The following is a 22,403-nucleotide window of genomic DNA, read 5'->3' as shown; positions in this document are numbered from 1 at the left end:
TTACCATAATAATAGGTAATCAGAAATAAAACACTATCTTTGCCGCTTGAAATCCAGAGATGGATTTAAATTCCTCAGAGTGAGGATGTGTTACTAGAAGGTTAGTGTTAAGTATGTCGATTCGCTTCTTATGTAACACCACATAATAAAATCGAATACTTACATAAGAATGAACACATTCCAAGAACTGGGTCTAAATGAAGACCTATTACGCGCTATTACTGATTTAGGTTTTGAAACCCCTAGTGATGTACAACAAAAAGCCATTCCAATTTTAGTTGAAAAAGAAATTGATTTGGTTGCCTTAGCTCAAACCGGAACAGGAAAAACTGCTGCTTTTGGTTTTCCAATGCTACAAAAAATAAATGTAGATAGCAGAACTACCCAAGGCCTTATTTTATCGCCAACTCGCGAACTTTGTCTGCAAATCACTAATGAAATAAAGCTTTATGGCAAATACTGTAAAGGATTAAATGTAGTTGCTATTTATGGTGGATCTAGTATTACAGATCAAGCAAGAGACGTTCAAAAAGGAGCACAAATTATTGTGGCTACCCCTGGACGTATGAAAGATATGATAAGCAGAAGATTGGTTGATATTTCTAAAATAGAATATGCTGTTTTAGATGAAGCCGATGAAATGCTTAACATGGGATTTTATGAAGATATCACTGATATTTTATCCCATACGCCTGTCGATAAAAACACTTGGCTATTCTCGGCCACAATGCCACAGGAAGTTTCAACCATTGCAAAAAAATTCATGCATAATCCAGTTGAGATTACTGTTGGAAATAAAAATGAAAGCACCAATCAAGTAACTCATGAGTATTACTTGATAAACTCAAGAGATAGATATGATGCTTTAAAGCGTTTATCTGATGCCAATCCAGATATTTTCTCGGTAGTTTTTTGTAGAACCAAACGTGACACTCAAAAAGTTGCTGAACAACTTATCGAAGATGGGTATAGTGCTGCTGCATTACACGGTGATTTAAGTCAGAATCAACGTGATTTGGTAATGAAATCTTTCAGAAACAAGCAAATTGAAATGTTAGTTGCTACTGATGTTGCTGCTCGTGGAATTGATGTAGATGATATTACACACGTTATTAACTATCAACTTCCTGATGAAATTGAAACCTATACTCACAGAAGTGGACGTACAGGTAGAGCCGGAAAAACCGGTGTTTCTATGGTTTTGGTTTCAAAAAGTGAGGTTAGAAAAATAAAAAGTATTGAGCGTATCATTAAAAAAGACTTTGTTAAAAAAGAAATTCCTGATGGTATGGAAATCTGCGAAGTGCAATTAATGTCACTTGCTAACAAAATACACAATACAGAAATCAATCATGAAATTGATAAATACTTAACCAGTATTAATGAATTATTTGCAGAATCGACTAAAGAAGATTTGATTAAAAAATTCTTCTCAGTTGAATTTACACGTTTTTATAACTATTATAAAAAATCTAAAAATTTAAATATAGAAGGCTCTCCTTCCGATGAAAGAGAATTTTCAAAAGAATCGGATTCTACTCGATATTTTATTAATGTTGGAAGTAAAGATGGCTATGATTGGATGAGTTTAAAAGATTTCTTAAAAGACGTTTTAGAACTTGGTAGAGATGATGTTTTTAAAGTTGAAGTAAAAGACAGCTTTTCTTTCTTTAATACTGAAAAAGAATTAAAAGAAAAAGTGTTGGCCTTTTTCACCGATTATAAGCATGAAGGACGTTTTGTTAACGTAGAAGTTTCTGAAAACAGAGGTGGCGATAGAAATAGAAGCAGAAGCCGTGGACCAAAACGTGATGATAGAAAAGGCGGAGATAAAAGAGGAAGCGATAGACGTTCAGGTTCTAGAAGTGACTTTAGCAACAGAAGTGAAAGAAGAAGTCCTTCTGGTGAGTCTTCAAACCGTGGAGAAAGAAGAAGTCCTTCAACTGAATCTGGAAACCGAAGTGAAAGACGACGTCCAGAAAGCGGTTCGAAACCTAGACGTTCTGGTAGTTCAGACTCAAAGTCAGGAGCTCCAAACTTTGAAAGAGCAAGACGTTCTAGAAGATAATTTAAAACCTCTTTGATTTTGTCAAAGAGGTTTGTTAATTTTAAGTCAAAAATATTGCAATGGTATAAAACTTGGTACTTTGTTTACTATTTTTACACCTAATTAAATTTTGAATGAAAAAGCACCTAATCCTCTTTACATGTGTACTTATAACTGCATTTTGTTTTTCTCAAGAAACAGCTACGGTAAAAGGAGTAGTAATAAACAGTGCTGATGATTCTCCTCTTGAAAGCGTTAACATTGTTAATTTAAATCAGGTTGTTGGTACATCAACCAATGCGAAAGGTGAATTCGAGATTAAGGCAAAAGCCAATGATACTTTGCATTTTTCATATTTAGGTTTTAAGTCTATTAAAGTTAGGGTTACCAATGACTGGATTAAGTTTGGCAGCTCAAAAATTGAATTAACCGAAGTCGCTTTGGCCTTAGAAGAAATTGTAATAAATCAATTGAAACTTACTGGTTATTTGGAGGTTGATATTAAGCAAGTACCAATAAACAATAATTACCGCTATAGTATTTCTGGCTTACCAAGTACAGGGTATGAAGCCAGTTCTCCATCAGCAATTACAAGGGTTTTAGGTTCTATTTTCAATCCGGCAGATTTCTTAAATAGAATGTTTGGTAAAAAACCTAATGAAATGCGAAAACTTAAGAAAATGAAGCAGGATGATGAAATTAGAAACATTCTAGCTTCAAGGTTTGACAGAGAGATGTTAACCGCTTTACTACAAGTTGATAGAGTTGATTTAGATGAAATTGTAAGTCAGTGTAACTACTCAAAAGGGTTTATTCAAACGGCTAATGATTTACAAATATTAGATGCCATTAGTGAGTGTTATGAGGAGTATAAATTGTTAAGCAGAGGTAGAACCAACAGATTATAGTTTTAAATTATTCTTTTTCCAACAACGCTTTCAAACTTTTTAAACCCTCTTCAAAATCTTTTCCTACAACTTTATCCATATTATAAAAAAGCATAAATAGGTTTGATGGAAACTTATTATAACCAGAAAAAATCCAGGAAACTTTAGTTTGCATAAGCCCAAAATCTTCAACTTTAATTATGGCTTTAGAAATTGATTTCCATGGCTTTTCGAAACGCAGCTCTGTCTCAACCACATCATTTTCATTAATAAATGTTATTTCCTGTTCTCCTTTTCCAACCTCATCATTTCCTTCCCATTTAGCTATAAAACCAACTTCTCCGTCAACTCCAAAAAACTCTTGCTTCATGTTTAAATCTTTCTTTTTCCATGGAGACCAATAGTCTTGATTTTTAATAAATTTTAAGAAACGAAAAACTCCAATATAGGGCCTATCAATAATTATGCTTCTCTTAATTACATACTCCTTAGGAGCAATAATAGCTATAATTACAATTACACTTATAATTAGTAAACTAAGTGCAAAAAACATCATAAAAAGTAAAGTTTGGTTGGTTACATAAAGTTAATAAAATAAATAAATAAAACATGTATTATTCATTTTATAAATTGAGTGAGTAGATGACTTTAAAAGCCAAGAGTACTATTTTAACTTTATTTAAACCATTTTTAAACAATACATAAACGGAAAGCACTATCTAATTTATTATTTTTAAAGCATGAAACATATAGTTATACTTACTGGAGCAGGTATGAGTGCTGAGAGCGGACTAAAAACTTTTAGAGATGCCAATGGTTTATGGGAAGGACATAACGTTACTGAAGTTGCTACTCCAGAAGGTTTTCATGCAAATCCAGAATTAGTATTAGAATTTTATAATCAAAGACGAAGACAGCTACAACAAGTAGAACCAAATTTTGCTCATTATGGCATAGCGCAACTTGAAAAAGATTATACAGTTTCTGTAATCACACAAAATATTGATGATTTACACGAAAGAGCTGGTAGCAAAAATGTTATTCACTTACATGGTGAATTACTTAAAGTAAGAAGTACTTTTGACATTACTGATATACAAGAATGGAAAAAAGATTTACTCCTAGGAGATATTTGCAAAAAAGGTTATCAATTAAGACCACATATTGTATGGTTTGGTGAAGCTGTACCAATGATTGAAAAAGCCATAGATATTTGCATGACAGCAGAAATTTTAGTTATTATTGGAACTTCCATGCAAGTATATCCAGCTGCTAGTTTAATACATTATGTGCCTCATGGAACACCAATTTATTTTATTGATCCAAAACCTACTTTAGAAAGCAAACAAAACCTAACGGTTATAGCAGAAAACGCTACTGTTGGTATAAAACAATTTATTGAACTTATAAAAATTCTATGATGCGTTTTTAAATCCTTTTGGAAAAGGTCTGTAGCTGTAATAATGCAACACTTCTTCAATAGCTATTTTTAATGCTTCATTAATTGGTAAAATGGTATTACCTAGGCGAAAATCAATCTGATTAAGTTTCATATAATAATCTGTAAAAACAGGAACGTAAAGTCCTTTATTTATGACTTCATCAGTATTTTTTACAATAATACTTTGATCTTCTTTAATAATTTTGCAGGTAGCCAACCTTAATTGCCCATATTTATCCTTATTGGCAGCATACCCAAATAACCTGCAAATTAGCCCACGATATTTATAATTTCCACAACTTCCATTATGACTGTCCAATAAGGAAAGTGGTTGATATATATAGCAAATTGAATTAGATGTATTATTTAATTCATCAAGCGTTTTTTGAGCTAGTCCATTTAAAAAAAGATGAAAAGCCCAGGGAAAAAATTCCAAAGGAGATGCTTCAATATCTGGTTTTGTACAACATTTTCCACAACCAGAAATGCAGTGCAAATTGGTTTTAATTTGAAATTTAGAAATTTCGCTATCAAGACAATCAAACAAATGTTCAACACGTCTTACTTTAGACTGTATGGACACTAATTATCTAAAGAAAGTAATAAAAAAAAGAGGTTTCATATCACGCAAAATTTTATTCAAATGTAATACAATAAAATATATAATTTCTAAACGCAGATTATTTTTTTAAATCAATCTGTTTTAAATTTTCAATCCTATTTCTAATTAAAAAATCATCAATAGTTTCAAAATGTTCAATAACACGTTGATCTTTAAACTCAAATACTTTTTGTGATAATCCCTGAAGGAAATCCCTATCATGAGACACTAAAATCAAAGTTCCATCAAAAGACAAAAGTGCTTCTTTTAATACATCTTTTGATTTTAAATCAAGGTGATTTGTAGGTTCATCCAGAATCAATAAGTTAACAGGCTCTAAAAGCAGTTTAACCATAGCTAATCTGGTTTTTTCTCCACCGGAAAGCACACTTACTTTTTTATCAATATCATCGCCTTTAAACATAAATCGCCCTAAAATATTCTTTATTTGTGTACGGATATCTCCTTCAGCCACTTCATCTACCGTTTGAAAAATAGTTAAGTTTTCATCCAATAAAGATGCCTGATTTTGAGCAAAATAACCCACTTTCACATTGTGACCTAAATGACAGGTGCCTTCCACATAAATTTCACCCATAATAGCTTTAATCATGGTTGATTTCCCCTCACCGTTTCTACCAACAAAAGACACTTTTTCTCCACGAGAAATTGACATATTTGCATGCTTAAACACCACATGTCCATCATAAGATTTTGACAAATCTTTCACAGTTACTGGGTAATCGCCAGAGCGTTGTGCAGGTGGAAAACGCAATTTTAAAGCAGACGTGTCAATTTCATCAATTTCAATAATCTCAAGCTTTTCAAGCATACGCTCACGTGAATTAACCTGATTAGTTTTAGAATACGTGCCCTTAAATCGTTCAATAAAAGCCATGTTATCTGCAATAAATTTTTGCTGTTCGTTAAATGCTTTTATTTGATGTAAACGTCTGTCTTCACGCAATTGCAAATAATGTGAGTAATTGGCTTTATAATCATAAATACGTCCCATGGTTACCTCTATGGTTCGGTTTGTTATGTTATCAATAAAAGCTTTATCGTGAGAAATAACCATAACAGCTTTTGCCTTATTAATTAAAAAATCTTCAAGCCAAATAACCGATTCTATATCAATATGATTGGTAGGCTCATCCAATAAAATTAAATCTGGTTTTTGTAATAAAATTTTAACTAACTCGATACGCATTCGGTAACCTCCACTAAATTCGCTTGTAAGTCTGTTAAAATCTTCTCGCTTAAAACCTAAACCTCGTAATGCTTTCTCTACTTCAGCATCATAATTTATATCTTCAAGTGCATAGTATTTTTCACCTAAATCAGAAACTTTTTCAATAATAGACATATAAGAGTCAGATTCATAGTCTGTTCTGGTTTCTAGCTCTTTATTGAGACGCTCCATTTCATCTCTCATCTCAAAAATATGATTAAAAGCTTTGGAAGCTTCTTCAAATACCGTACAATTATCTTCAGTTAATAAATGCTGTGGTAAATAAGCTATAATGTTGTCTTTAGGAAAACGAATATTACCACGAGTAGGTTTTTGCTCGCCAGCAATTATTTTCATCATAGTAGATTTTCCTGCTCCATTTTTACCCATTAGAGCAATTTTATCATTCTCATTAATGGCAAATGACACATCACTAAAAAGTATTTGCCCTCCAAATTCTACTGCTAAAGCATCAACTGAAATCATAATATTTTTTTTAAAGGCGCAAAGCTAAGAAAAAGCAGATTAGTAAAAAGAAAAAATACATTTATAAAAACTATTCACTTTCAATACATTAAAAGTAGTATCTTCGCGCCTTGTTAAAAAAACCACCCTATGAAACGAATTAACGAATACAAGAAATTATTTAATGTTGAAAAGGAAATTGATCTTAAACAGTTAAAGACTTCGTATAGAAATTTGGTAAAAGAATGGCATCCTGATAAGTTTCAAAAAGGTGATGATTTAGCAATTGAAGCTGAATTGAAAAGTAGACAAATCATAGATGGATATCATTTTTTGGTGGGCATTGCTCCTGAAACCATAAATGCAAATTTAGATGCTTTCAACGAGACAATTTCAAGTCCTATTATAGATTGGCAACACAAAGGAATGGTTTTAGAAGTAACCTTTTTAAACGGTGATACTTATGAGTTTTTTGGGGTAAACAAAGCTTTATTCATCAAGTTTTGTCAGGCCGATAAACTAACTCGTTTTGCAAAACGCAATATTTTCAACACATACACTTACAGAAAAATTAAAAAAAGTGAAGTAGAAGCTTAATTTTATTTAGTTACAAAAACTAAGCAACCTTTTCTGTTTTTTTCATCTATTGATTATAAAAACCACATCAATTATGAAAATTAAACTGTTTGCTTTTACCGCGATCGCTTCAATCTTATTTATTGTATTTAGTTGTGATACTAATGATTCTTCAAACTCTAAAAACATTAAAGAATATAAAGCGAGTTTAGAAAATTGGAATTATTTAAAATTAATTAGCGGAGCATCATACAGATATGAAATTAGCACAGGATCTGTTTTTGGTTTTGGAAGCAAGACCCAAATAACAGTTGAAAATGACATAGTTGTTTCAAGAACTCACGAATCATATTCAATATATGATAATGACAACAATTACTTAGGTTATGACAACAGATTGATTCTAAATTCTTATACGGAAGATATAGAAAACCTTGGAGCTAATCCTGAAGGCGCTTTACCTCTCACAATTGACCAATTATACGATACATGCTTCAGTGATTATTTATCTGTAGATACAGATTCAAACACCATAACATTTAATGTAGACGATTTTAATATTATTAAAAACTGTTATTACATCCCTAATGGCTGTCAAGATGATTGCACTTTTGGAATAACAATAACAAATTTTGAATGGTTAGGCACTAGTAACTAATCAGCTTTAACCCTAACTAGATCCAAATCTTGAAAATCAAAACTGAAATCAATATTTGGTGAAATTCCTTTCATTTTAATACTTTGTGCAAGTCCATTTTCATCTAACGAAAACATGGCAAAGGCATCACAATTCATGTCTTGATATTCCCATTTAATAGCAAATGTATTAGCGTTGTAAAAATACATGGCTCCATTTAGCTTAGGAGAATGCTGTGATTTTATCCATAGCTGATTTCCTTTTTTAAAAACCTCCATTTCACCAAACCAAACATCTTTATAGGTTCCAATAAATTTGGTTTCATCAACTTTCATATTCTTATTAGTTTCAACAGTTTCCCATACTTTTTTACTTACTTCATCACCCCTTTCTACTCTGTCCTTTAAGTTTTTAGCCAACTTATCTGTCCATTTAAAATCATCCAATCCTAAGTAACTATCCTCTATAGCTGCGGACACTGCATAAAATAATCCGCCTCCACCGGGTTCTGTATTTGTTAAAACCACAATACCTAAATTGAGATCTGGAATTAACAAGGTTTTACTTAGCATACCAGGTAGTCCGCCTGTATGTGATACTTCCATATTCCCTTTCTTATCAGTTAAAAACCATCCTAATCCATATCCGGCAAAATGAGAATTATACCTTGGATTTCTACTGGCATCCATAGTTGTGTGGATTTTCCACATCTCACGTTGGCTTTGTTCTGTAAACAATTGGTTCTCTAAATTTTCTCCATATTTACCTTTGTTTAATTGAAGAAGCATCCAATTGCAAATATCATCCACGTTAGAATATATGCCACCAGCGGCGCCATTAATCATTTCTTTAAAATCTGGTAAAACTTTAAGAGTTCCAGAATCTCCATTGTGTGGAGAAGCCAGATTATCTTTGTTTAACATATTATCTAATGCTGCATAGGAATTATCCATTTTTAATGGCTCAAAAATTCTTTTTTTTATAAATTCTTCCCAAGTCATTCCGCTCTTTCTCGCTATCAATTCTCCTGCTACCAAATACAGTAAATTATCGTAATCCCATTTGGTTCTGAACGCAGAAACTGGTTTAAAATACTGAAAACTTGATAGCAAATGATCTATTGTGAAATCGGATCCATCTGGAAAAAACATTAAATCTCCCATTCCAAGACCTAAACCGCTTCTGTGAGTTAATAAATCTTGAATATTAAAATTCTGTTGTACATAAGGATTGTACATTGTGAATTCAGGAATATGATCTACAACTTTATCTGTCCATTTAATTTTACCTTCTTCAACCAAAATGGCCAATGCAGCCGTTGTAAACGCTTTACTATTTGAAGCTATTGCAAAATTTGTATGCTCATTTACTGGTTCATTAATTTTTGCAGACTTCACCCCAAAACCTTTTTCATAAATTATCTTTCCGTCCTTAACTATTGCTACTGCTGAACCAGCCACTTTAAAGGTTTCCATGGCATTGTTTACCAATGAATCAATTTGCGTACTTGAAAGTTGAGCAAAAAGGGCAACGTTAAAAAATACTATAAAAAGGACACTAGTAAATACTTGTTTTGATTTCATCATGATTAATAAATGTTTTTATGAAATTAACTATATGCTTATTTTAATCTAATTTTTTATTCTTTTCTTCAATCCATTTACTCATGTACTTTGTACTCTGAGCTGTTTGGTGCTGAAGCATTTGACCAGTAAAATTATCTAATCTGTGGACTTGTAAATTATTTAGTATTGAATTTAATTTGAACATAAAATCTGAAATAAAAAGTTGTTTATCATAACGTGCATTCATTATGTTAAATCCGTTTTTTTGCTTTCCGTTCCAAAAAATCTTATCCGTATATAATTCAATAGCTTTATCAGCAAATTTTTGAGCATCATCTTCTATAAACCCATTTGGTTCAAAATTACCAAACATGCCTTCTGCTGCAATAGTAGTCATGACACAAGGTGTTCCATTTAACATGGCGTCAATAAGCTTACCTTTTAATCCGGCACCAAAACGCAAAGGAGCCAAACATACTTTGGCATTTTGCATGACTGAATTTACATCTTCAGCAAAACCTTTTATGATAAATCCTTCGTTTTTGTTATTTAACTGAAGTGTTTTTTCTGAAGCATAAGCACCATAAACATGTATTTCAGCTTGAGGTAATTTTTTTCTTATTAATGGCCAAATTTCTTCTTTCAAAAATAAAATGGCATCATAATTAGGCGCATGCAAAAAATTTCCAATCGTTATGAAATGTTCCCTTTCCTTAAATTTTGGCAATTTTCGCTTGGTATCCATTGAAACCACATCGGTTAAAAATGGCAAATAATACATAAGATGCTCACTTACTTTAAATTGATTTTTTAATATTTCTATTTCTTCTTCAGAAATAATAATACTTAAATCACTTCTGTAAATGCTTGCCAATTCGCGCTTTGAGATGTCGTTAAAAAGATATGACTTATCAAAAAGCGCTTGATCTTTTAAAGCCATTTCTCTACCCTTTCTTAAGCAATGTAAATCTTCGGTATCTAAAATTCTCAGGGCTTTTGGACATTGTTCTTGAACGCGCCATCCAAATTGCTCTTCCATCATAAAACGGTCGAACATTACAATTTCGGGATTCAATGTTTTAATAAATTCATCAAAACTTGAATCGTTTAACAAGATATTTTCTTGGATTATCCCTAAAGAACTTAAATCAAACGCATTATCACTTTTAGCACAAGGACTGGCAAATGTTATTTGGTAATTATACGATTTAAAAACATCAATAAGTTGCATCATTCGGCTACCAGCAGCAGAACTTTTAGGTTCTGGCCACACAAAACCAATAATCAATATTTTTTTTGTTTCCTGAATGATAAATATGTTTTATTTAAAACAACTATGGTGTTTTTGTATAAGAAAAAATTATTCTGGTTTCGGCTCTAAACTATATTTCATCCTAACTTGTTTAGCCCAATCAACAACAGCTTTTATTTGAACATCAGATAATATGGCTTCTTTATGAACTAATGTGTAAGATTCTAAAGGCATTTCACTTTTCTCAACCATTTCAATAAATTCTTCCATTTTATGATCTTTACGCTTTACTGAATTACCTACCCAATTTGAAAAATTAAAATGCTTTTTCCCATCATTCACATGTTCAGCTAACCAATAATTAACTGGTGTAATATTATTATACCAAGGGTATCTTGTTACATCGCTATGGCAATCATAACAACTTTCTTTTAAAATGATTTGAACATCTTCTGGCGGATTTGTTTCATCTAAAAAAGGTTGAATGGAAGCTAAATCTCCTTGATTCTTTTCAGGATGAAAAAATTGAGCAATTACAAGTAGTACTAATAAGAGTAAAAGGATTTTTTTTATTGTTTTCATTTTGGGTAATTTTAGAACTTTAAATTTAGTAAAATTATTTAATGACCTTAGAAGAATTACACAAAGAGTTAAGTTATATAAATGCCTTACGGGAAAATAGGGTGAAATTTGCAAAATTAGTTTTAAATGACTTGAGTTTATTACCAAAGTTAATTGCTATTTTGTTTATGGTAGATGACAAAGTATCGTGCAAAGCTGCTTGGGTTTTTGAATTTGTTTGTGATGAATATATTTATGCCATCATTCCTTATTTAGATGAATTTACCAGCAATATCAATAAAGTCCATTTTGATTCTGCTGTTAGGCCCGTTGCCAAAGTTTGCGAGTTTTTAGCAAAAACATATTATTCGAAACAACCTAATACCATAAAAAAAACGCTTTTACCAAAACATAAAGAACTAATCATTGAAAATTGCTTTGATTGGATGATAAGAGATGAAAAAATAGCAGTAAAAGCCTTTGCAATGAACACGTTATATCTTTTTGGAAAAGATTATAAGTGGATTCATCCTGAACTTGTTCAAATATTAGAACAAGATTTCCAAAATCAAAGCCCAGGATATAAAGCAAGGGCAAAACATATATTAAAAAAGATTAAAGCAAAAAAATAATCAGTTTTAATCTTTACAACTTCATCACTTTATTTAATTCTTCTTCTGAAATAACAAGTAGTTTATTTTTAATTAATCTCGAAGTTAAAGTTTTCCAATTAGCATCTTGATTAAAAATACCCTTTAAAATAGGATGAGCCTTTTCAAATTCCTTATTATTCAACAAATTAATGGCATACCAGTATTTCATTTCCAAATTATCTGGAAACAAATTTTGGGCACTTAAATATAAGGTTTCTGCCTTTTTAGTGTCTCCAGCTTCCATAGCTAAATCTCCTTGATTCATAAAATCATAGGCTTTATGAAGCTTTACCAATCGTTCTAATTCTTCTACCGGATTTGGGTTATCCTCTACTCTTAAATCCATTACAATATCTTCCCAAGAATTTCCCGTAGCTACAGGTTTAACAATTAAAATAGCTGCCGATTGACTTCCTCTAATATCTCCTTTTTCCCCTTGGGCAGCTTTTAAAGTAGCAATAATTCTATCACTAAAATCTCCCGTTGTTGTTTCAAAAGCTTTTGCCATAGCATCCCAAACTGTATTATTAAGCATCATATTGGCTTGAACCGAAAAGTTTTTACCTTGCCTATGTCCTGCTGCTTCAATACAAGAACTACCAGTATGTGTAGCCACTTCTCCTTTGGTATTTAAAAAAGCAACTTGTCTAAACATTTCGCCACTATCATCGGTCAATAAGGCATCTAAAGCCTGTTGTGGAGATAAGCCTTGTTCCATTAAAGCTAAGCCTTTTGGTCCGTAACTAGGGTTTACAAAGGATTGTGTTGCCACCACACCAACACCAGCTTTTCCGTAAGTTACTACACTACCAACACTAAACCAATGTGATTGTACAGCTACAGCAATATTGCCTGTTACAGTATCTCTGGCAACAATAGAATACGTATGAGCCAATGGTTCTGAAGTTTTATAAACTTGAGAAAACAAGGATTGAGACAAGAATACAGCAAAAATGAATTTAAAAAATTTCATGACAACATATTTTATTAACTGATACTAATATAGTTAATTAACGCAACAAAATAATGAATGAAAAAATCGTAAATTGTAATTCGTTATTAGAATTACAAATACCTATCTTTGCCAATTCTTTTAAAAAAGCACAACACATGTCATTATCAGAACTTAATGCCATCTCTCCAATCGATGGAAGATATAGAAATAAAGTTAATGAGTTAGCTCCTTATTTTTCTGAAGAAGCACTTATAAAATACAGAGTTTTAGTTGAAATAGAGTATTTCATTGCGCTTTGCGAAATTCCTTTACCTCAGCTTAAAACGGTTTCAAAAAGTGTTATTAATGATTTAAGAGCCATTTATAAAAGTTTTTCTACTGAAGATGCTTTAGCAATTAAAAAAATTGAAAGCATTACTAATCATGATGTTAAAGCTGTTGAGTATTTTATAAAAGAAAAATTTGATGCATTAGGATTATCAGAATTTAAAGAATTCATTCATTTTGGATTAACGTCTCAAGACATAAACAATACAGCTATTCCTTTAAGTTTAAAGGAAGCCATTGAGAACATTTATATTCCTGAATACACTATTATTCTTAATAAATTAAAAGACTTATCAGCAGATTGGTCAAAAATATCCATGTTGGCAAGAACTCATGGTCAGCCTGCTTCACCAACACGTTTGGGAAAAGAAATTGAAGTTTTTGTAGTACGCTTAGAACAACAATTTTCATCATTAAAAAAAATACCAAATGCAGCAAAATTTGGTGGCGCTACTGGTAATTACAATGCGCATCATGTTGCTTATCCAAATATTGACTGGAAAGCTTTTGGTTCTAAATTTTTAAATGAAACATTAGGTTTACACCATTCATTTCCAACCACTCAAATTGAGCATTATGACCATATGGCTTCTTTATTTGATAATTTAAAACGTATCAATACCATTTTAATTGATTTGAATCGAGATATTTGGACGTATGTTTCTATGGATTATTTTAAACAGCGCATAAAAGCTGGTGAAGTTGGAAGTTCTGCCATGCCGCATAAAGTAAATCCTATTGATTTTGAAAATAGTGAAGGCAATTTAGGAATTGCAAATGCTCTTTTTGAACATTTATCTGGAAAACTCCCTATATCAAGATTACAAAGAGATTTAACGGATAGCACTGTTTTACGTAATATTGGAGTTCCTTTCGGACATACCTTAATTGGTTTTAAATCTACTTTAAAAGGATTAAGTAAATTATTATTGAACGAAGCGAAGTTTGCTGAAGATCTAGAGAATAACTGGGCAGTAGTTGCTGAAGCGATTCAAACTATATTAAGACGTGAAGGTTACCCAAATCCTTATGAAGCATTGAAAGGATTAACAAGAACTAATGAAAGAATAAATCAAACATCTATTTCAAATTTTATTAATACTTTAGATGTTAGCGATACAATAAAAGAGGAATTAAACCGTATTACGCCTAGAAATTATACTGGAATTTAATTATGCTATCAGACAAGCAGTCTTTAATACTTTGCGGAATAATGGGTATTGGTATTTTTGTATCAGGAGTCCTGGAAATTTTAGATAATTTTATTACCAAAACCATCCTTACACTTCTCTTTCTAGTTATTTTAACTAATTTAATTATTACTATTTCAAGAAAGAAAGAAAAAGAATAGAAGAAACTTTATAAAAACAAAAAGGCTTGCAAAATTGCAAGCCTTTTTGTTTTATTTATATAATCTACTGCTTAAAGAAATCCATGATGCCTCCAAGTTGTGACGAATCGATATCTGAATTTTTCATAGCATCGGCTAAAGTCATCATTTTTTCTGGACTCATGTTATCTCCAATTACTCGAACAATTCCAAAACCCATGTCTTTTGAACTGGCAAATACAATAAATTCATCTGCGTTTTCATCATCGCCCAAATATTTTACAGTCACTTTTGCCTTTCTATCATTAAATTCTATTAAATCATTGTATTTTTTATCTTTTAGAATAGTCTTTACTTTAGCCAATTCAGCATTAAAATCAGCTTCTTTAGATTTATCAAGTCTATACCCTAAAAAGTTTAGTCTTTTAACCGAATTATAGGCTTCCTTTTGTACATCTGTAAATTTAGACTCATCTAATTTCACTATAGAAACTGGTAAGTCAATTGAAGTGAAATTTGTTGATTCTTGATTATCAACAAAATAACGCTGTAATGAAACACCATCATTACAGCCCACTAAAAGTAGAGCTGTAACAAAGGTGATTAATATATAATTGATTGTTCGTTGCATGATTGATTAGTTTTTTGTTACTGTTTTTTCTCTAAATGTTGTCCACCAGGGATATTCATTTTTTCAGTAAGTTTTGAAATTTCGTTTAAGTCAATGTCTCCTGTTAAAGATACTACAACTGTTTCAAACTTTCTTTGTTCGCCATTAACATTTACCGTTTTTCCTCCCATTGCTTTATCAATACCATTTACAAATATTAATAGTTCTTTAACATGATCTGAATCTTTTCCTTCTTTTACATAAAATTTCACTTCTGTTCCTTCGTCTTTTACTTGCATTAATTCTTCTAATGAACTTGAACGAGATTTTACCCATTTTGTTAAATCGGCCGAAATAGTTTTATCACCTGTTACTAAAGTTTTAAAACTTGTTATACTGTTAACCATATCCATAAATGCTTTTGCTTCTGGGTCTTCAACATTGATTCCCATTTTAGCAATCATTTGAAACATTTTTGGTTTAATAGATACATAGGTTACATCTGTGCTTTCACTATATTTCTCAAAAACATCTTGTGCCATTGATATAGCTGGCGTTAGCATGATTGCCATTACGAATATTACTAATCTTTTTTTCATTGTATTTGCGTTTGTGTTATTAAAAGTTTTCATTGTGCTGTTAATTATTAGGTTTGAATATTATGTTTCTTGTGTTTTCAATTTCATTAAGGTAACCAAGTGTTGCGGTTCCTTTATTCATTTCATTAAGATATCCTACAGTAGAAGTACCTTTATTGAACTGAGTTGAGATCATAGCTAACGATTTTACTACTTCGTTATATGCTAATTGCGGGTCATCATACGTTCCTAAATCATCCTTTGTTGTGTTTGATTTGAAATAAAACCCTATCATAAGAACTGCTACTGCTGCGACCGAAATCCATTTGTAATTAAAAATACGTTTAGTTTTTAATGGAATGTCTTTAGTAAATTGTTCTTTTTGATTTACTGAAAAGTAAGCAAACATAGGTTTGTACATTTCTAAATGTGGCTCTACAGTCTCCTGAGAAAAATAGTTTTTTAACTGTTGCTCTTCCTTTAGAGAGGTTTCTCCGTTTTCGTACTTTTCAAGTAACTTTTCTATATTATTTAATACCATAACTGTGTGTATTAGTTAATCTTTCTCTTATTGTTTTTCTTGCTCTTGATAGAGCTACTCTTACTGCTGTATTGTTCATATCCAGCATTTTACATATTTCTTCTAGTTCATATTGTTCTATGTCTCTCAATTGAATAACCATTTTTTGTTGTTCTGGCAATTCTTCCATAATCCTTCCTACCCAATCTAAACTATCTTTAAATTCAACCTCCTTTTGTAACGATATGCTATTGTCTTGATAATTGCTATGCACAATTTTTAAATTTTGTGACTGCTTTGATTTTAGCTTATCTAAACAAAAATTCTTTGTCATTGTCATAGAAAATGCTTCAACATTTTTGTACTCTTCAAACTTTGACTGGTTATTCCAAAGTTTTATCAGAACTTCTTGTGTAGCATCTTCAGCTTCTTCTGTAGAGACTAACAATCGTTTTGCTAAACGAAACACTTTATCTTTAAAAGGCATGACAACATTTAAAAATTCTGTCTGCGTCATTTTGTTTATAATTTGGTTTGGTTAGTTTAAAATGCTTTATTAAGACGTTTAAAATTACGACGAACAACTTTCAAATTTGTTACAAATTATTTTTATAATAAAATAATGTCAGTATTTTTACCGTTAGTCAAATTAATCATAATGTTATGAAATCAGAAAAATTGCCCATAAAATTACTAGTATCAATATTTTTCATTTCGATTATATTCAATTGTAGTAAAAAAGATGACATTGTTGTTGAAGAGCCTCAACCCATTGTATTAAACAATGAGATTAATGATTTCATCTGGAAAGGATTAAATGAAATATATTTGTGGCAAGGTGATGTTCCTAATTTAGCCGATGACAAATTTACAACTCAGGATGACTATTATACGTTTTTAAATGAATATAATACTCCTGAAAATTTATTTGATGGATTGTTATATCAAAAAGATGTAGTAGACAGATTTAGCTTTTTGGTAGATGATTATGTTGAACTAGAAAACTCATTAAATGGAAACTCTAATTCTAATGGATTAGATTTTGGTTTAGTTAGATTATCTGGGTCTGATGATGTTTTTGGATATGTAAGGTATGTAGCCAATGATTCAGACGCTGCTAACAAAGACATTCATAGAGGCGATTTTTTTCTAACTGTCGATTCACAACAGCTTACTATAAATAATTATTCAGATTTATTATTTGGTAATAATAATGATTACACATTGGGAATGGCTACTATTACTAATAATAGTATAGCTCCAAACGGAAAAACAGTGCAACTCACTAAAACCAATTTTACAGAAAACCCGATATTAATTAACAAAGTTATAGATGCTGACGGAATAAAAGTCGGTTATCTAATGTATAATCAATTTATAATAGATTTTGATAATGCCTTAAATGATGCCATAACACAATTAAAATCTGAAGGAATTACAGAATTAGTATTAGATTTAAGATATAACCCTGGAGGATATGGAAGTTCTGCAATTATTCTTTCTAGTATGATTACTGGTCAATTTAATGGAGAAATTTTCTATACTGAAAAATGGAATTCTAAATATCAAGATTATTTTGAGCAAAATAACCCTGAATTTTTAATAAATCGTTTTACAGATAAACTTCAGAATAATACGCCTATAACAGAACTAAATTTAAATAAAGTTTATATACTAACTACAGAAGGCAGTGCTTCTGCTAGCGAATTGGTTATTAATTGCCTAGATCCCTATGTGAATGTTGTTCAAATTGGAACAACTACCTATGGAAAGTATGTTGGATCAATAACCTTGTATGATTCACCTAATTTTGACAAGGCAAATGCCAACCCAAATCATAAGTATGCAATACAACCTATTGTATTAAAGTCAACAAATGTTAATGGTGTTTCCGATTATTATAATGGCATTGCTCCAGATTATCCAATAACTTATGAAACAGCATCTGGTGGTGTTTATGAAGGTGAAGACCTATTAAATTTAGGTGTTTTGGGTGATGCAACTGAACCGTTTTTAGAAAAAGCATTATCCCTTATTACTGGCACAACCTCCAAAACATCCCTATCAAAAACAAAAGCTATCATAGGGTTTGATTACAAAACCATTGCAGATTCAAAAGATTTTACTCCTCTTGGAAAGAATATGTTTATCGACTTAAAATCTAATAAATAACTTAATCTCACTTTTTAATATCTTTTCATTACTAGTATGTTTTTTTAAATGATTATAAAATTAAAAGCAAATGAAAATATCAAAAGCCCTGATTTTTTTAATTTCATTATCTTTTTTAACAACAAGTTGTTTTGAGGATAATGATGATAATGTAACAACTAAAAATGAAATAAATGATTTTGTTTGGAAAGGCATGAATCTTTTTTATTTATACAAAGAAAATGTACCAAACCTTGCTAATGATAGATTTTCATCTAATGATCAATATGCTAATTATTTAAATGATTATTCAACTCCTGAAGATTTATTTGAAAGTTTAATTTTTCAAAGACAAACCGTTGACAAATATAGTTGGATTGTTGATGATTATATTGCTTTAGAACAATATTTTAGTGGTATTTCTACAAGTAATGGTATGGAGTTTCAATTGTTTTTACAGCCTAACAGTACATCGCAAATATTTGGTATTGTAAGGTTAGTTTTACCAAATAGTGATGCTGAGAATAAAGGTGTTAAACGTGGAGACATGTTTAGTACAATAAATGGCACAGCTTTAACAACATCAAACTACAATAGCCTATTATCTGCAGATAGTTATGCCATCAATAATGCTACTTATAATGATAATGGAACAACAGACACATCAGACGATTTTGTGGTTTCAGGAACATCATCTATTACACTTAACAAATTAGAATACAGTGAAAATCCTATTTATAAAACTGAAATTTTAAATGTTGCTGGGAAAAATATTGGATATTTAATGTATAATGGTTTTACAGCTAATTATGATAGTCAGCTAAACGATGTATTTGCCGATTTCAAAGCTAATAATGTACAAGATTTAATCTTAGATTTAAGATATAACCCTGGTGGTTCAGTAAATTCTGCCATTCTCTTATCAAGTATGGTTACTGGTCAGTTTAATGGAGACGTTTTTAGCACAGAACAATGGAATAGTGAATTTCAGGCCGCTTTTGAAAATGAAAACCCTGAATTATTAATAAACAGATTTACTAATAACGATGATGGCACTGCTTTAAATAGTTTAAATCTATCAAAAGTTTACGTACTAGCAACTGCATCTTCTGCATCTGCCAGTGAACTAGTTATAAACAGTCTTGATCCATATATAAATGTTGTACATATTGGAGATTATACTGAAGGAAAATATCAAGCATCTACAACTTTATACGATTCAGACAATTATGGTCGTGATGGTGCAAACCCAAATCACACCTACGCTATGCAACCACTTATTTTTAAATCACTAAATAAAGTAGGTAATACAGACTACTTTAATGGATTAAAGCCAGATATAGAACTTAAAGAAAGCTACTTAAATTTAGGTGTTTTGGGAGATGTTAATGAAACGCTTCTTGCAGCTGCTTTAGCTGACATTGAAAATACAGGAAAAACTGCAAGTATTAAAACTAAAACAAGTCCTTATTTAAACTTAATTAAAGACAGTAACAGTTTTATTCCATTTAATGATGACATGCATATTGACAAGAAACTTCCTCATGACATTATAAACAAAATAAATTTCAATTAAATATAAATCACCAATGGTTAACAGTAATAATTAGCCATTGGCGTTTATTTTACAAACTTATATTTAAACCCAAACTTACATTTCTGCCAAGTGTAGAGTATCCATATAACTCTTCATATTTTTCATTTAAAATATTGGTTACATTGGCAAAAAGCGTCACTTTATTATTTATCAATTTATGGCTGATATAAAAATCAAGCAAACTGTAACTTTTTAATACAATTTTATCTGTTGTATAAGTAATGTCGTTAAAAAAGGCATCTGTTCTAGCATCGTTAAATTGATATGACAAACTCATAAACGCTCTATTTGAAACATTGTATAATATTGAAGCATTCACTTTAAATTCCGGGATTCGTAAATTCAAATCATCTTCAACTTTTGTATAAGTTGCATTACTTTTTATTTTTAGTTCTTTTGATAAAACAAAATCGCCTGTAAACTCAATTCCACTGGAGTTAAATGAATCATCTACATTTTCATATTGATACACATAACTTCCTAAATCTACAAAATTGATAAAGTTTGTCTCTTTTCTATTAAAATATACAATACTAAAAATAGCTTTGTCCTTTATATTTAGTTCAGTTCCCAACTCAATAGTAGCATTTTCTTCTGGTTTTAAATTGGCATTTCCATAAGTTGGCTCGAATAATTGATATAACGAAGGCGTAATATAAGCTGTACTGTAACTGGTTAGCGCTTTTATATATCCAAAATTCGTAGTCTTTTTAAAAGATGGATTTAAACTGTAAACCAAATGAGAGCCATATTCAGAATGATTGTTTAACCTCGCTCCTGCATTGATATTCAATCCAAAATCTGAAATATAAACCATATTGGCATAAGGATCTATAATGGTAAACTTCGCATTATCTGGATTTATGTTTTGTTCAAAATCTGAACTTCCATAAGGAATGGCAAAGCTTTCCATATTGTTTTGCTGAAAATTCAAACCCAAAACCGTATAAAACTTTTCATTGAATTGATATCTGTTGAAAATATCGCTCACAAAACTTTCTGCTTTATAAATTGCAGGATAACTCGAGTTTATAGTTCGCTTTGTATTGTTATAAGCTGCATTTAATGTAATGTTACCGTTTTTATATTTAAATTCTGGAGAAACACCTATACGATATTGATTTGTTTCAGAAACATCGTCTATTTCTGGGCCAGAATAAGTGTCATCAAAATCTGCTTTAAAATCATCAAAATTTCCATAAGCCTCAATTTTAAAATTATTTGAAAATTGATATCCTAATTTCAATAGACCATTTACTGAATTAAAAGCATCTTTATCTGGTTCAATTCCTGATGATAATGATGATAATCCATTTGTAAATTGATTACCAAAACTAGCCAAATAGTTAAACTTATTTAAAGTTCCATTAATTGAAACCGAATTCCTAAAATCTTCGGCATTGTATGATTTATCATTTTGAGATTGATTGCTGCCAATAACACTTCTGAAATTTGCCGAAATGGACCTCTTTGAAGCTTCTTTCAACTTAATATTAATTACTGCAGTTGCCGCCCCAGAGCCATAAAGTGTACTTGAAGCTCCCTTTAAAATCTCAATACTTTCAACTTGTTCAGCATTTAGTAATCTTAAATCATAATCATTTGAAATTTGTGAAGCATCGGTTAATGCAATACCATCAATCAAAACAACAACTTGTCTGTTACGTCCACCTCTAATATAGTAGTTCAAGTTTTGGCCTGCATTACTTTTGGTGCCATTAATTTCAATTCCAGCCGTTGCATTTATAATACTTGCAACAGATTTTCCTTGTAAGTGCTGTAATTCTTCTTGTGTGATTTTGGTAATAACTTTACCTGAATTTTCTCTTTTTAGCTTAAATTTTGAATCAGTTATTACAACCTGATCTAATTGTTGTACTTGCACTGAATCGATTTGCTGTTGTGCAAACCCTACTAATGATATACCTAAACACAGTACACCAAAAGCATTTACTTTTTTGTTCATTTTAATTAATAATTACTCGAGAATCGCATGAGTTAACATACGCAAACTTTTATCCCGAAAGTTTAACTTATTTATTTTGAAAATGGCAGGTCTCCTGACTTGCGTCCTCATGTTGGTCTTCCCAAAGATTTCTCTTCAGTGACATTGAAGTTGAACATGAAGCTTTATAGCTTACAGTTGCGGGAACAGTCCTGGATTTACACCAGATTCCCTTTTAATTTTTTCACAAAAGTGAATAAAACCAAATTTCATTGCAAAAGTATCGATAACTTTTAATTTAAAAATACAAAGCTTACTTTTTCTTTGTCATTTTATAAATTAAATACCCAAAGCCAACCAAAAAATGAAGTATTATTACGGCTGCAACTATATATATTGTTAAATTTGAACTGTCTCTCATGACTGTGAATTTATTCAAAAATATTAACTAAATTTTTAAGCTATAGTTACATT

Annotated in this window: 22 protein-coding genes and 1 riboswitch; of the genes, 10 read left to right on the top strand and 12 right to left on the bottom strand. The window is 30.9% G+C overall.

The window, feature by feature from the left end:
• Positions 1 to 169: 169 nt before the first annotated feature.
• Complete coding sequence (locus tag V8G69_RS04165; protein ID WP_394880549.1) at positions 170 to 2,068, top strand: DEAD/DEAH box helicase; 1,899 nt, start codon at positions 170 to 172, stop codon at positions 2,066 to 2,068.
• A gap of 113 nt (positions 2,069 to 2,181) precedes the next feature.
• Positions 2,182 to 2,955 (top strand): carboxypeptidase-like regulatory domain-containing protein, encoded by a 774-nt coding sequence (locus tag V8G69_RS04160; protein ID WP_394880548.1) that lies wholly within the window; start codon positions 2,182 to 2,184, stop codon positions 2,953 to 2,955.
• A gap of 7 nt (positions 2,956 to 2,962) precedes the next feature.
• Here V8G69_RS04160 and V8G69_RS04155 read toward each other — a convergent pair whose 3' ends face one another.
• Complete coding sequence (locus tag V8G69_RS04155) at positions 2,963 to 3,490, bottom strand: SRPBCC family protein (RefSeq protein ID WP_394880547.1); 528 nt, start codon at positions 3,488 to 3,490, stop codon at positions 2,963 to 2,965.
• A 184-nt stretch (positions 3,491 to 3,674) separates the two neighbouring features.
• Here V8G69_RS04155 and V8G69_RS04150 point away from each other — a divergent pair, with 184 nt between their 5' ends.
• Entirely contained in the window at positions 3,675 to 4,355 is a 681-nt protein-coding gene (locus V8G69_RS04150) for an NAD-dependent deacetylase (RefSeq protein WP_394880546.1), read from the top strand.
• Here V8G69_RS04150 and V8G69_RS04145 read toward each other — a convergent pair.
• Both V8G69_RS04145 and V8G69_RS04140 read right to left on the bottom strand, forming a co-directional pair.
• Positions 4,350 to 4,958, bottom strand: a complete 609-nt coding sequence (locus V8G69_RS04145) for a YkgJ family cysteine cluster protein (RefSeq protein WP_394880545.1) — start codon at positions 4,956 to 4,958, stop codon at positions 4,350 to 4,352. The genes V8G69_RS04150 and V8G69_RS04145 overlap by 6 nt on opposite strands.
• A gap of 97 nt (positions 4,959 to 5,055) precedes the next feature.
• Positions 5,056 to 6,693: an ABC-F family ATP-binding cassette domain-containing protein gene (locus V8G69_RS04140; protein ID WP_394880544.1), complete on the bottom strand. Its 1,638-nt coding sequence runs from the start codon at positions 6,691 to 6,693 to the stop codon at positions 5,056 to 5,058.
• Between the two features lie 129 nt (positions 6,694 to 6,822).
• On the opposite strand from V8G69_RS04140, the gene V8G69_RS04135 reads away from it, so the two are divergent.
• Positions 6,823 to 7,269 (top strand): KTSC domain-containing protein, encoded by a 447-nt coding sequence (locus V8G69_RS04135; protein WP_394880543.1) that lies wholly within the window; start codon positions 6,823 to 6,825, stop codon positions 7,267 to 7,269.
• Positions 7,270 to 7,342: 73 nt separating this feature from the next.
• Positions 7,343 to 7,906, top strand: coding sequence for a hypothetical protein (locus tag V8G69_RS04130; RefSeq protein WP_394880542.1), 564 nt, complete (start codon positions 7,343 to 7,345; stop codon positions 7,904 to 7,906).
• Here V8G69_RS04130 and V8G69_RS04125 read toward each other — a convergent pair.
• The 3 genes from V8G69_RS04125 to V8G69_RS04115 form a co-directional block, all read right to left on the bottom strand.
• Positions 7,903 to 9,471, bottom strand: a complete 1,569-nt coding sequence (locus tag V8G69_RS04125) for a serine hydrolase (protein ID WP_394880541.1) — start codon at positions 9,469 to 9,471, stop codon at positions 7,903 to 7,905. The genes V8G69_RS04130 and V8G69_RS04125 overlap by 4 nt on opposite strands.
• A 40-nt stretch (positions 9,472 to 9,511) precedes the next feature.
• Positions 9,512 to 10,738, bottom strand: coding sequence for a glycosyltransferase (locus V8G69_RS04120; RefSeq protein ID WP_394880540.1), 1,227 nt, complete (start codon positions 10,736 to 10,738; stop codon positions 9,512 to 9,514).
• Between the two features lie 72 nt (positions 10,739 to 10,810).
• Positions 10,811 to 11,284: a heme-binding domain-containing protein gene (locus tag V8G69_RS04115; RefSeq protein WP_394880539.1), complete on the bottom strand. Its 474-nt coding sequence runs from the start codon at positions 11,282 to 11,284 to the stop codon at positions 10,811 to 10,813.
• A gap of 41 nt (positions 11,285 to 11,325) precedes the next feature.
• On the opposite strand from V8G69_RS04115, the gene V8G69_RS04110 reads away from it, so the two are divergent.
• Complete coding sequence (locus V8G69_RS04110; protein ID WP_394880538.1) at positions 11,326 to 11,895, top strand: adenylosuccinate lyase; 570 nt, start codon at positions 11,326 to 11,328, stop codon at positions 11,893 to 11,895.
• Positions 11,896 to 11,908: 13 nt separating this feature from the next.
• On the opposite strand, the gene V8G69_RS04105 is transcribed toward V8G69_RS04110, so the two are convergent.
• Positions 11,909 to 12,889, bottom strand: a complete 981-nt coding sequence (locus V8G69_RS04105; RefSeq protein WP_394880537.1) for a DUF1028 domain-containing protein — start codon at positions 12,887 to 12,889, stop codon at positions 11,909 to 11,911.
• A gap of 137 nt (positions 12,890 to 13,026) precedes the next feature.
• Here V8G69_RS04105 and purB point away from each other — a divergent pair, with 137 nt between their 5' ends.
• Together purB and V8G69_RS04095 are read left to right on the top strand one after the other, a co-directional pair.
• Entirely contained in the window at positions 13,027 to 14,370 is a 1,344-nt protein-coding gene (purB, locus tag V8G69_RS04100) for an adenylosuccinate lyase (protein ID WP_394880779.1), read from the top strand.
• Between the two features lie 2 nt (positions 14,371 to 14,372).
• Entirely contained in the window at positions 14,373 to 14,549 is a 177-nt protein-coding gene (locus V8G69_RS04095; RefSeq protein ID WP_394880536.1) for a hypothetical protein, read from the top strand.
• Positions 14,550 to 14,613: 64 nt separating this feature from the next.
• On the opposite strand, the gene V8G69_RS04090 is transcribed toward V8G69_RS04095, so the two are convergent.
• From V8G69_RS04090 to V8G69_RS04075, 4 genes are read right to left on the bottom strand one after another with little or no spacing between them, the layout of a single operon-like run.
• A complete protein-coding gene (locus tag V8G69_RS04090; RefSeq protein WP_394880535.1) occupies positions 14,614 to 15,159 on the bottom strand; it encodes a DUF4252 domain-containing protein in 546 nt (181 codons plus the stop codon).
• Between the two features lie 17 nt (positions 15,160 to 15,176).
• Entirely contained in the window at positions 15,177 to 15,737 is a 561-nt protein-coding gene (locus V8G69_RS04085) for a DUF4252 domain-containing protein (protein ID WP_394880534.1), read from the bottom strand.
• Between the two features lie 40 nt (positions 15,738 to 15,777).
• Positions 15,778 to 16,257 (bottom strand): hypothetical protein, encoded by a 480-nt coding sequence (locus V8G69_RS04080; RefSeq protein WP_394880533.1) that lies wholly within the window; start codon positions 16,255 to 16,257, stop codon positions 15,778 to 15,780.
• Entirely contained in the window at positions 16,244 to 16,753 is a 510-nt protein-coding gene (locus V8G69_RS04075; protein ID WP_394880532.1) for an RNA polymerase sigma factor, read from the bottom strand. The genes V8G69_RS04080 and V8G69_RS04075 overlap by 14 nt, the downstream gene beginning before the upstream one ends.
• Positions 16,754 to 16,899: 146 nt before the next feature.
• On the opposite strand from V8G69_RS04075, the gene V8G69_RS04070 reads away from it, so the two are divergent.
• On the top strand, positions 16,900 to 18,408 hold the full coding sequence (locus V8G69_RS04070) for a S41 family peptidase (RefSeq protein ID WP_394880531.1): 1,509 nt from the start codon (positions 16,900 to 16,902) through the stop codon (positions 18,406 to 18,408).
• 70 nt (positions 18,409 to 18,478) lie between these two features.
• Complete coding sequence (locus tag V8G69_RS04065) at positions 18,479 to 19,963, top strand: S41 family peptidase (RefSeq protein WP_394880530.1); 1,485 nt, start codon at positions 18,479 to 18,481, stop codon at positions 19,961 to 19,963.
• A 49-nt stretch (positions 19,964 to 20,012) separates the two neighbouring features.
• On the opposite strand, the gene V8G69_RS04060 is transcribed toward V8G69_RS04065, so the two are convergent.
• On the bottom strand, positions 20,013 to 21,950 hold the full coding sequence (locus V8G69_RS04060; RefSeq protein WP_394880529.1) for a TonB-dependent receptor plug domain-containing protein: 1,938 nt from the start codon (positions 21,948 to 21,950) through the stop codon (positions 20,013 to 20,015).
• A 66-nt stretch (positions 21,951 to 22,016) separates the two neighbouring features.
• Positions 22,017 to 22,211, bottom strand: a riboswitch (cobalamin riboswitch).
• Positions 22,212 to 22,403 lie beyond the last annotated feature (192 nt).

The organism is Gaetbulibacter sp. M235 (assembly GCF_043876835.1).
In the GTDB taxonomy this organism is placed as follows: domain Bacteria; phylum Bacteroidota; class Bacteroidia; order Flavobacteriales; family Flavobacteriaceae; genus Yeosuana.
This window is presented reverse-complemented; position numbering and strand designations above follow the sequence as displayed.

What these genes read in the sequence shown, in the direction of transcription:
- V8G69_RS04130 (WP_394880542.1), top strand. Translation starts at nt 7,343, where the DNA reads ATGAAAATTAAACTGTTTGCTTTTACCGCGATCGCTTCAATCTTATTT.
- V8G69_RS04155 (WP_394880547.1), bottom strand. Translation starts at nt 3,490, where the DNA reads ATGATGTTTTTTGCACTTAGTTTACTAATTATAAGTGTAATTGTAATT.
- V8G69_RS04070 (WP_394880531.1), top strand. Translation starts at nt 16,900, where the DNA reads ATGAAATCAGAAAAATTGCCCATAAAATTACTAGTATCAATATTTTTC.
- V8G69_RS04160 (WP_394880548.1), top strand. Translation starts at nt 2,182, where the DNA reads ATGAAAAAGCACCTAATCCTCTTTACATGTGTACTTATAACTGCATTT.
- V8G69_RS04085 (WP_394880534.1), bottom strand. Translation starts at nt 15,737, where the DNA reads ATGAAAAAAAGATTAGTAATATTCGTAATGGCAATCATGCTAACGCCA.
- V8G69_RS04140 (WP_394880544.1), bottom strand. Translation starts at nt 6,693, where the DNA reads ATGATTTCAGTTGATGCTTTAGCAGTAGAATTTGGAGGGCAAATACTT.
- purB (WP_394880779.1), top strand. Translation starts at nt 13,027, where the DNA reads ATGTCATTATCAGAACTTAATGCCATCTCTCCAATCGATGGAAGATAT.
- V8G69_RS04090 (WP_394880535.1), bottom strand. Translation starts at nt 15,159, where the DNA reads ATGCAACGAACAATCAATTATATATTAATCACCTTTGTTACAGCTCTA.
- V8G69_RS04150 (WP_394880546.1), top strand. Translation starts at nt 3,675, where the DNA reads ATGAAACATATAGTTATACTTACTGGAGCAGGTATGAGTGCTGAGAGC.
- V8G69_RS04110 (WP_394880538.1), top strand. Translation starts at nt 11,326, where the DNA reads ATGACCTTAGAAGAATTACACAAAGAGTTAAGTTATATAAATGCCTTA.
- V8G69_RS04075 (WP_394880532.1), bottom strand. Translation starts at nt 16,753, where the DNA reads ATGACGCAGACAGAATTTTTAAATGTTGTCATGCCTTTTAAAGATAAA.
- V8G69_RS04080 (WP_394880533.1), bottom strand. Translation starts at nt 16,257, where the DNA reads ATGGTATTAAATAATATAGAAAAGTTACTTGAAAAGTACGAAAACGGA.
- V8G69_RS04115 (WP_394880539.1), bottom strand. Translation starts at nt 11,284, where the DNA reads ATGAAAACAATAAAAAAAATCCTTTTACTCTTATTAGTACTACTTGTA.
- V8G69_RS04135 (WP_394880543.1), top strand. Translation starts at nt 6,823, where the DNA reads ATGAAACGAATTAACGAATACAAGAAATTATTTAATGTTGAAAAGGAA.
- V8G69_RS04065 (WP_394880530.1), top strand. Translation starts at nt 18,479, where the DNA reads ATGAAAATATCAAAAGCCCTGATTTTTTTAATTTCATTATCTTTTTTA.
- V8G69_RS04060 (WP_394880529.1), bottom strand. Translation starts at nt 21,950, where the DNA reads ATGAACAAAAAAGTAAATGCTTTTGGTGTACTGTGTTTAGGTATATCA.
- V8G69_RS04095 (WP_394880536.1), top strand. Translation starts at nt 14,373, where the DNA reads ATGCTATCAGACAAGCAGTCTTTAATACTTTGCGGAATAATGGGTATT.
- V8G69_RS04165 (WP_394880549.1), top strand. Translation starts at nt 170, where the DNA reads ATGAACACATTCCAAGAACTGGGTCTAAATGAAGACCTATTACGCGCT.
- V8G69_RS04125 (WP_394880541.1), bottom strand. Translation starts at nt 9,471, where the DNA reads ATGATGAAATCAAAACAAGTATTTACTAGTGTCCTTTTTATAGTATTT.
- V8G69_RS04105 (WP_394880537.1), bottom strand. Translation starts at nt 12,889, where the DNA reads ATGAAATTTTTTAAATTCATTTTTGCTGTATTCTTGTCTCAATCCTTG.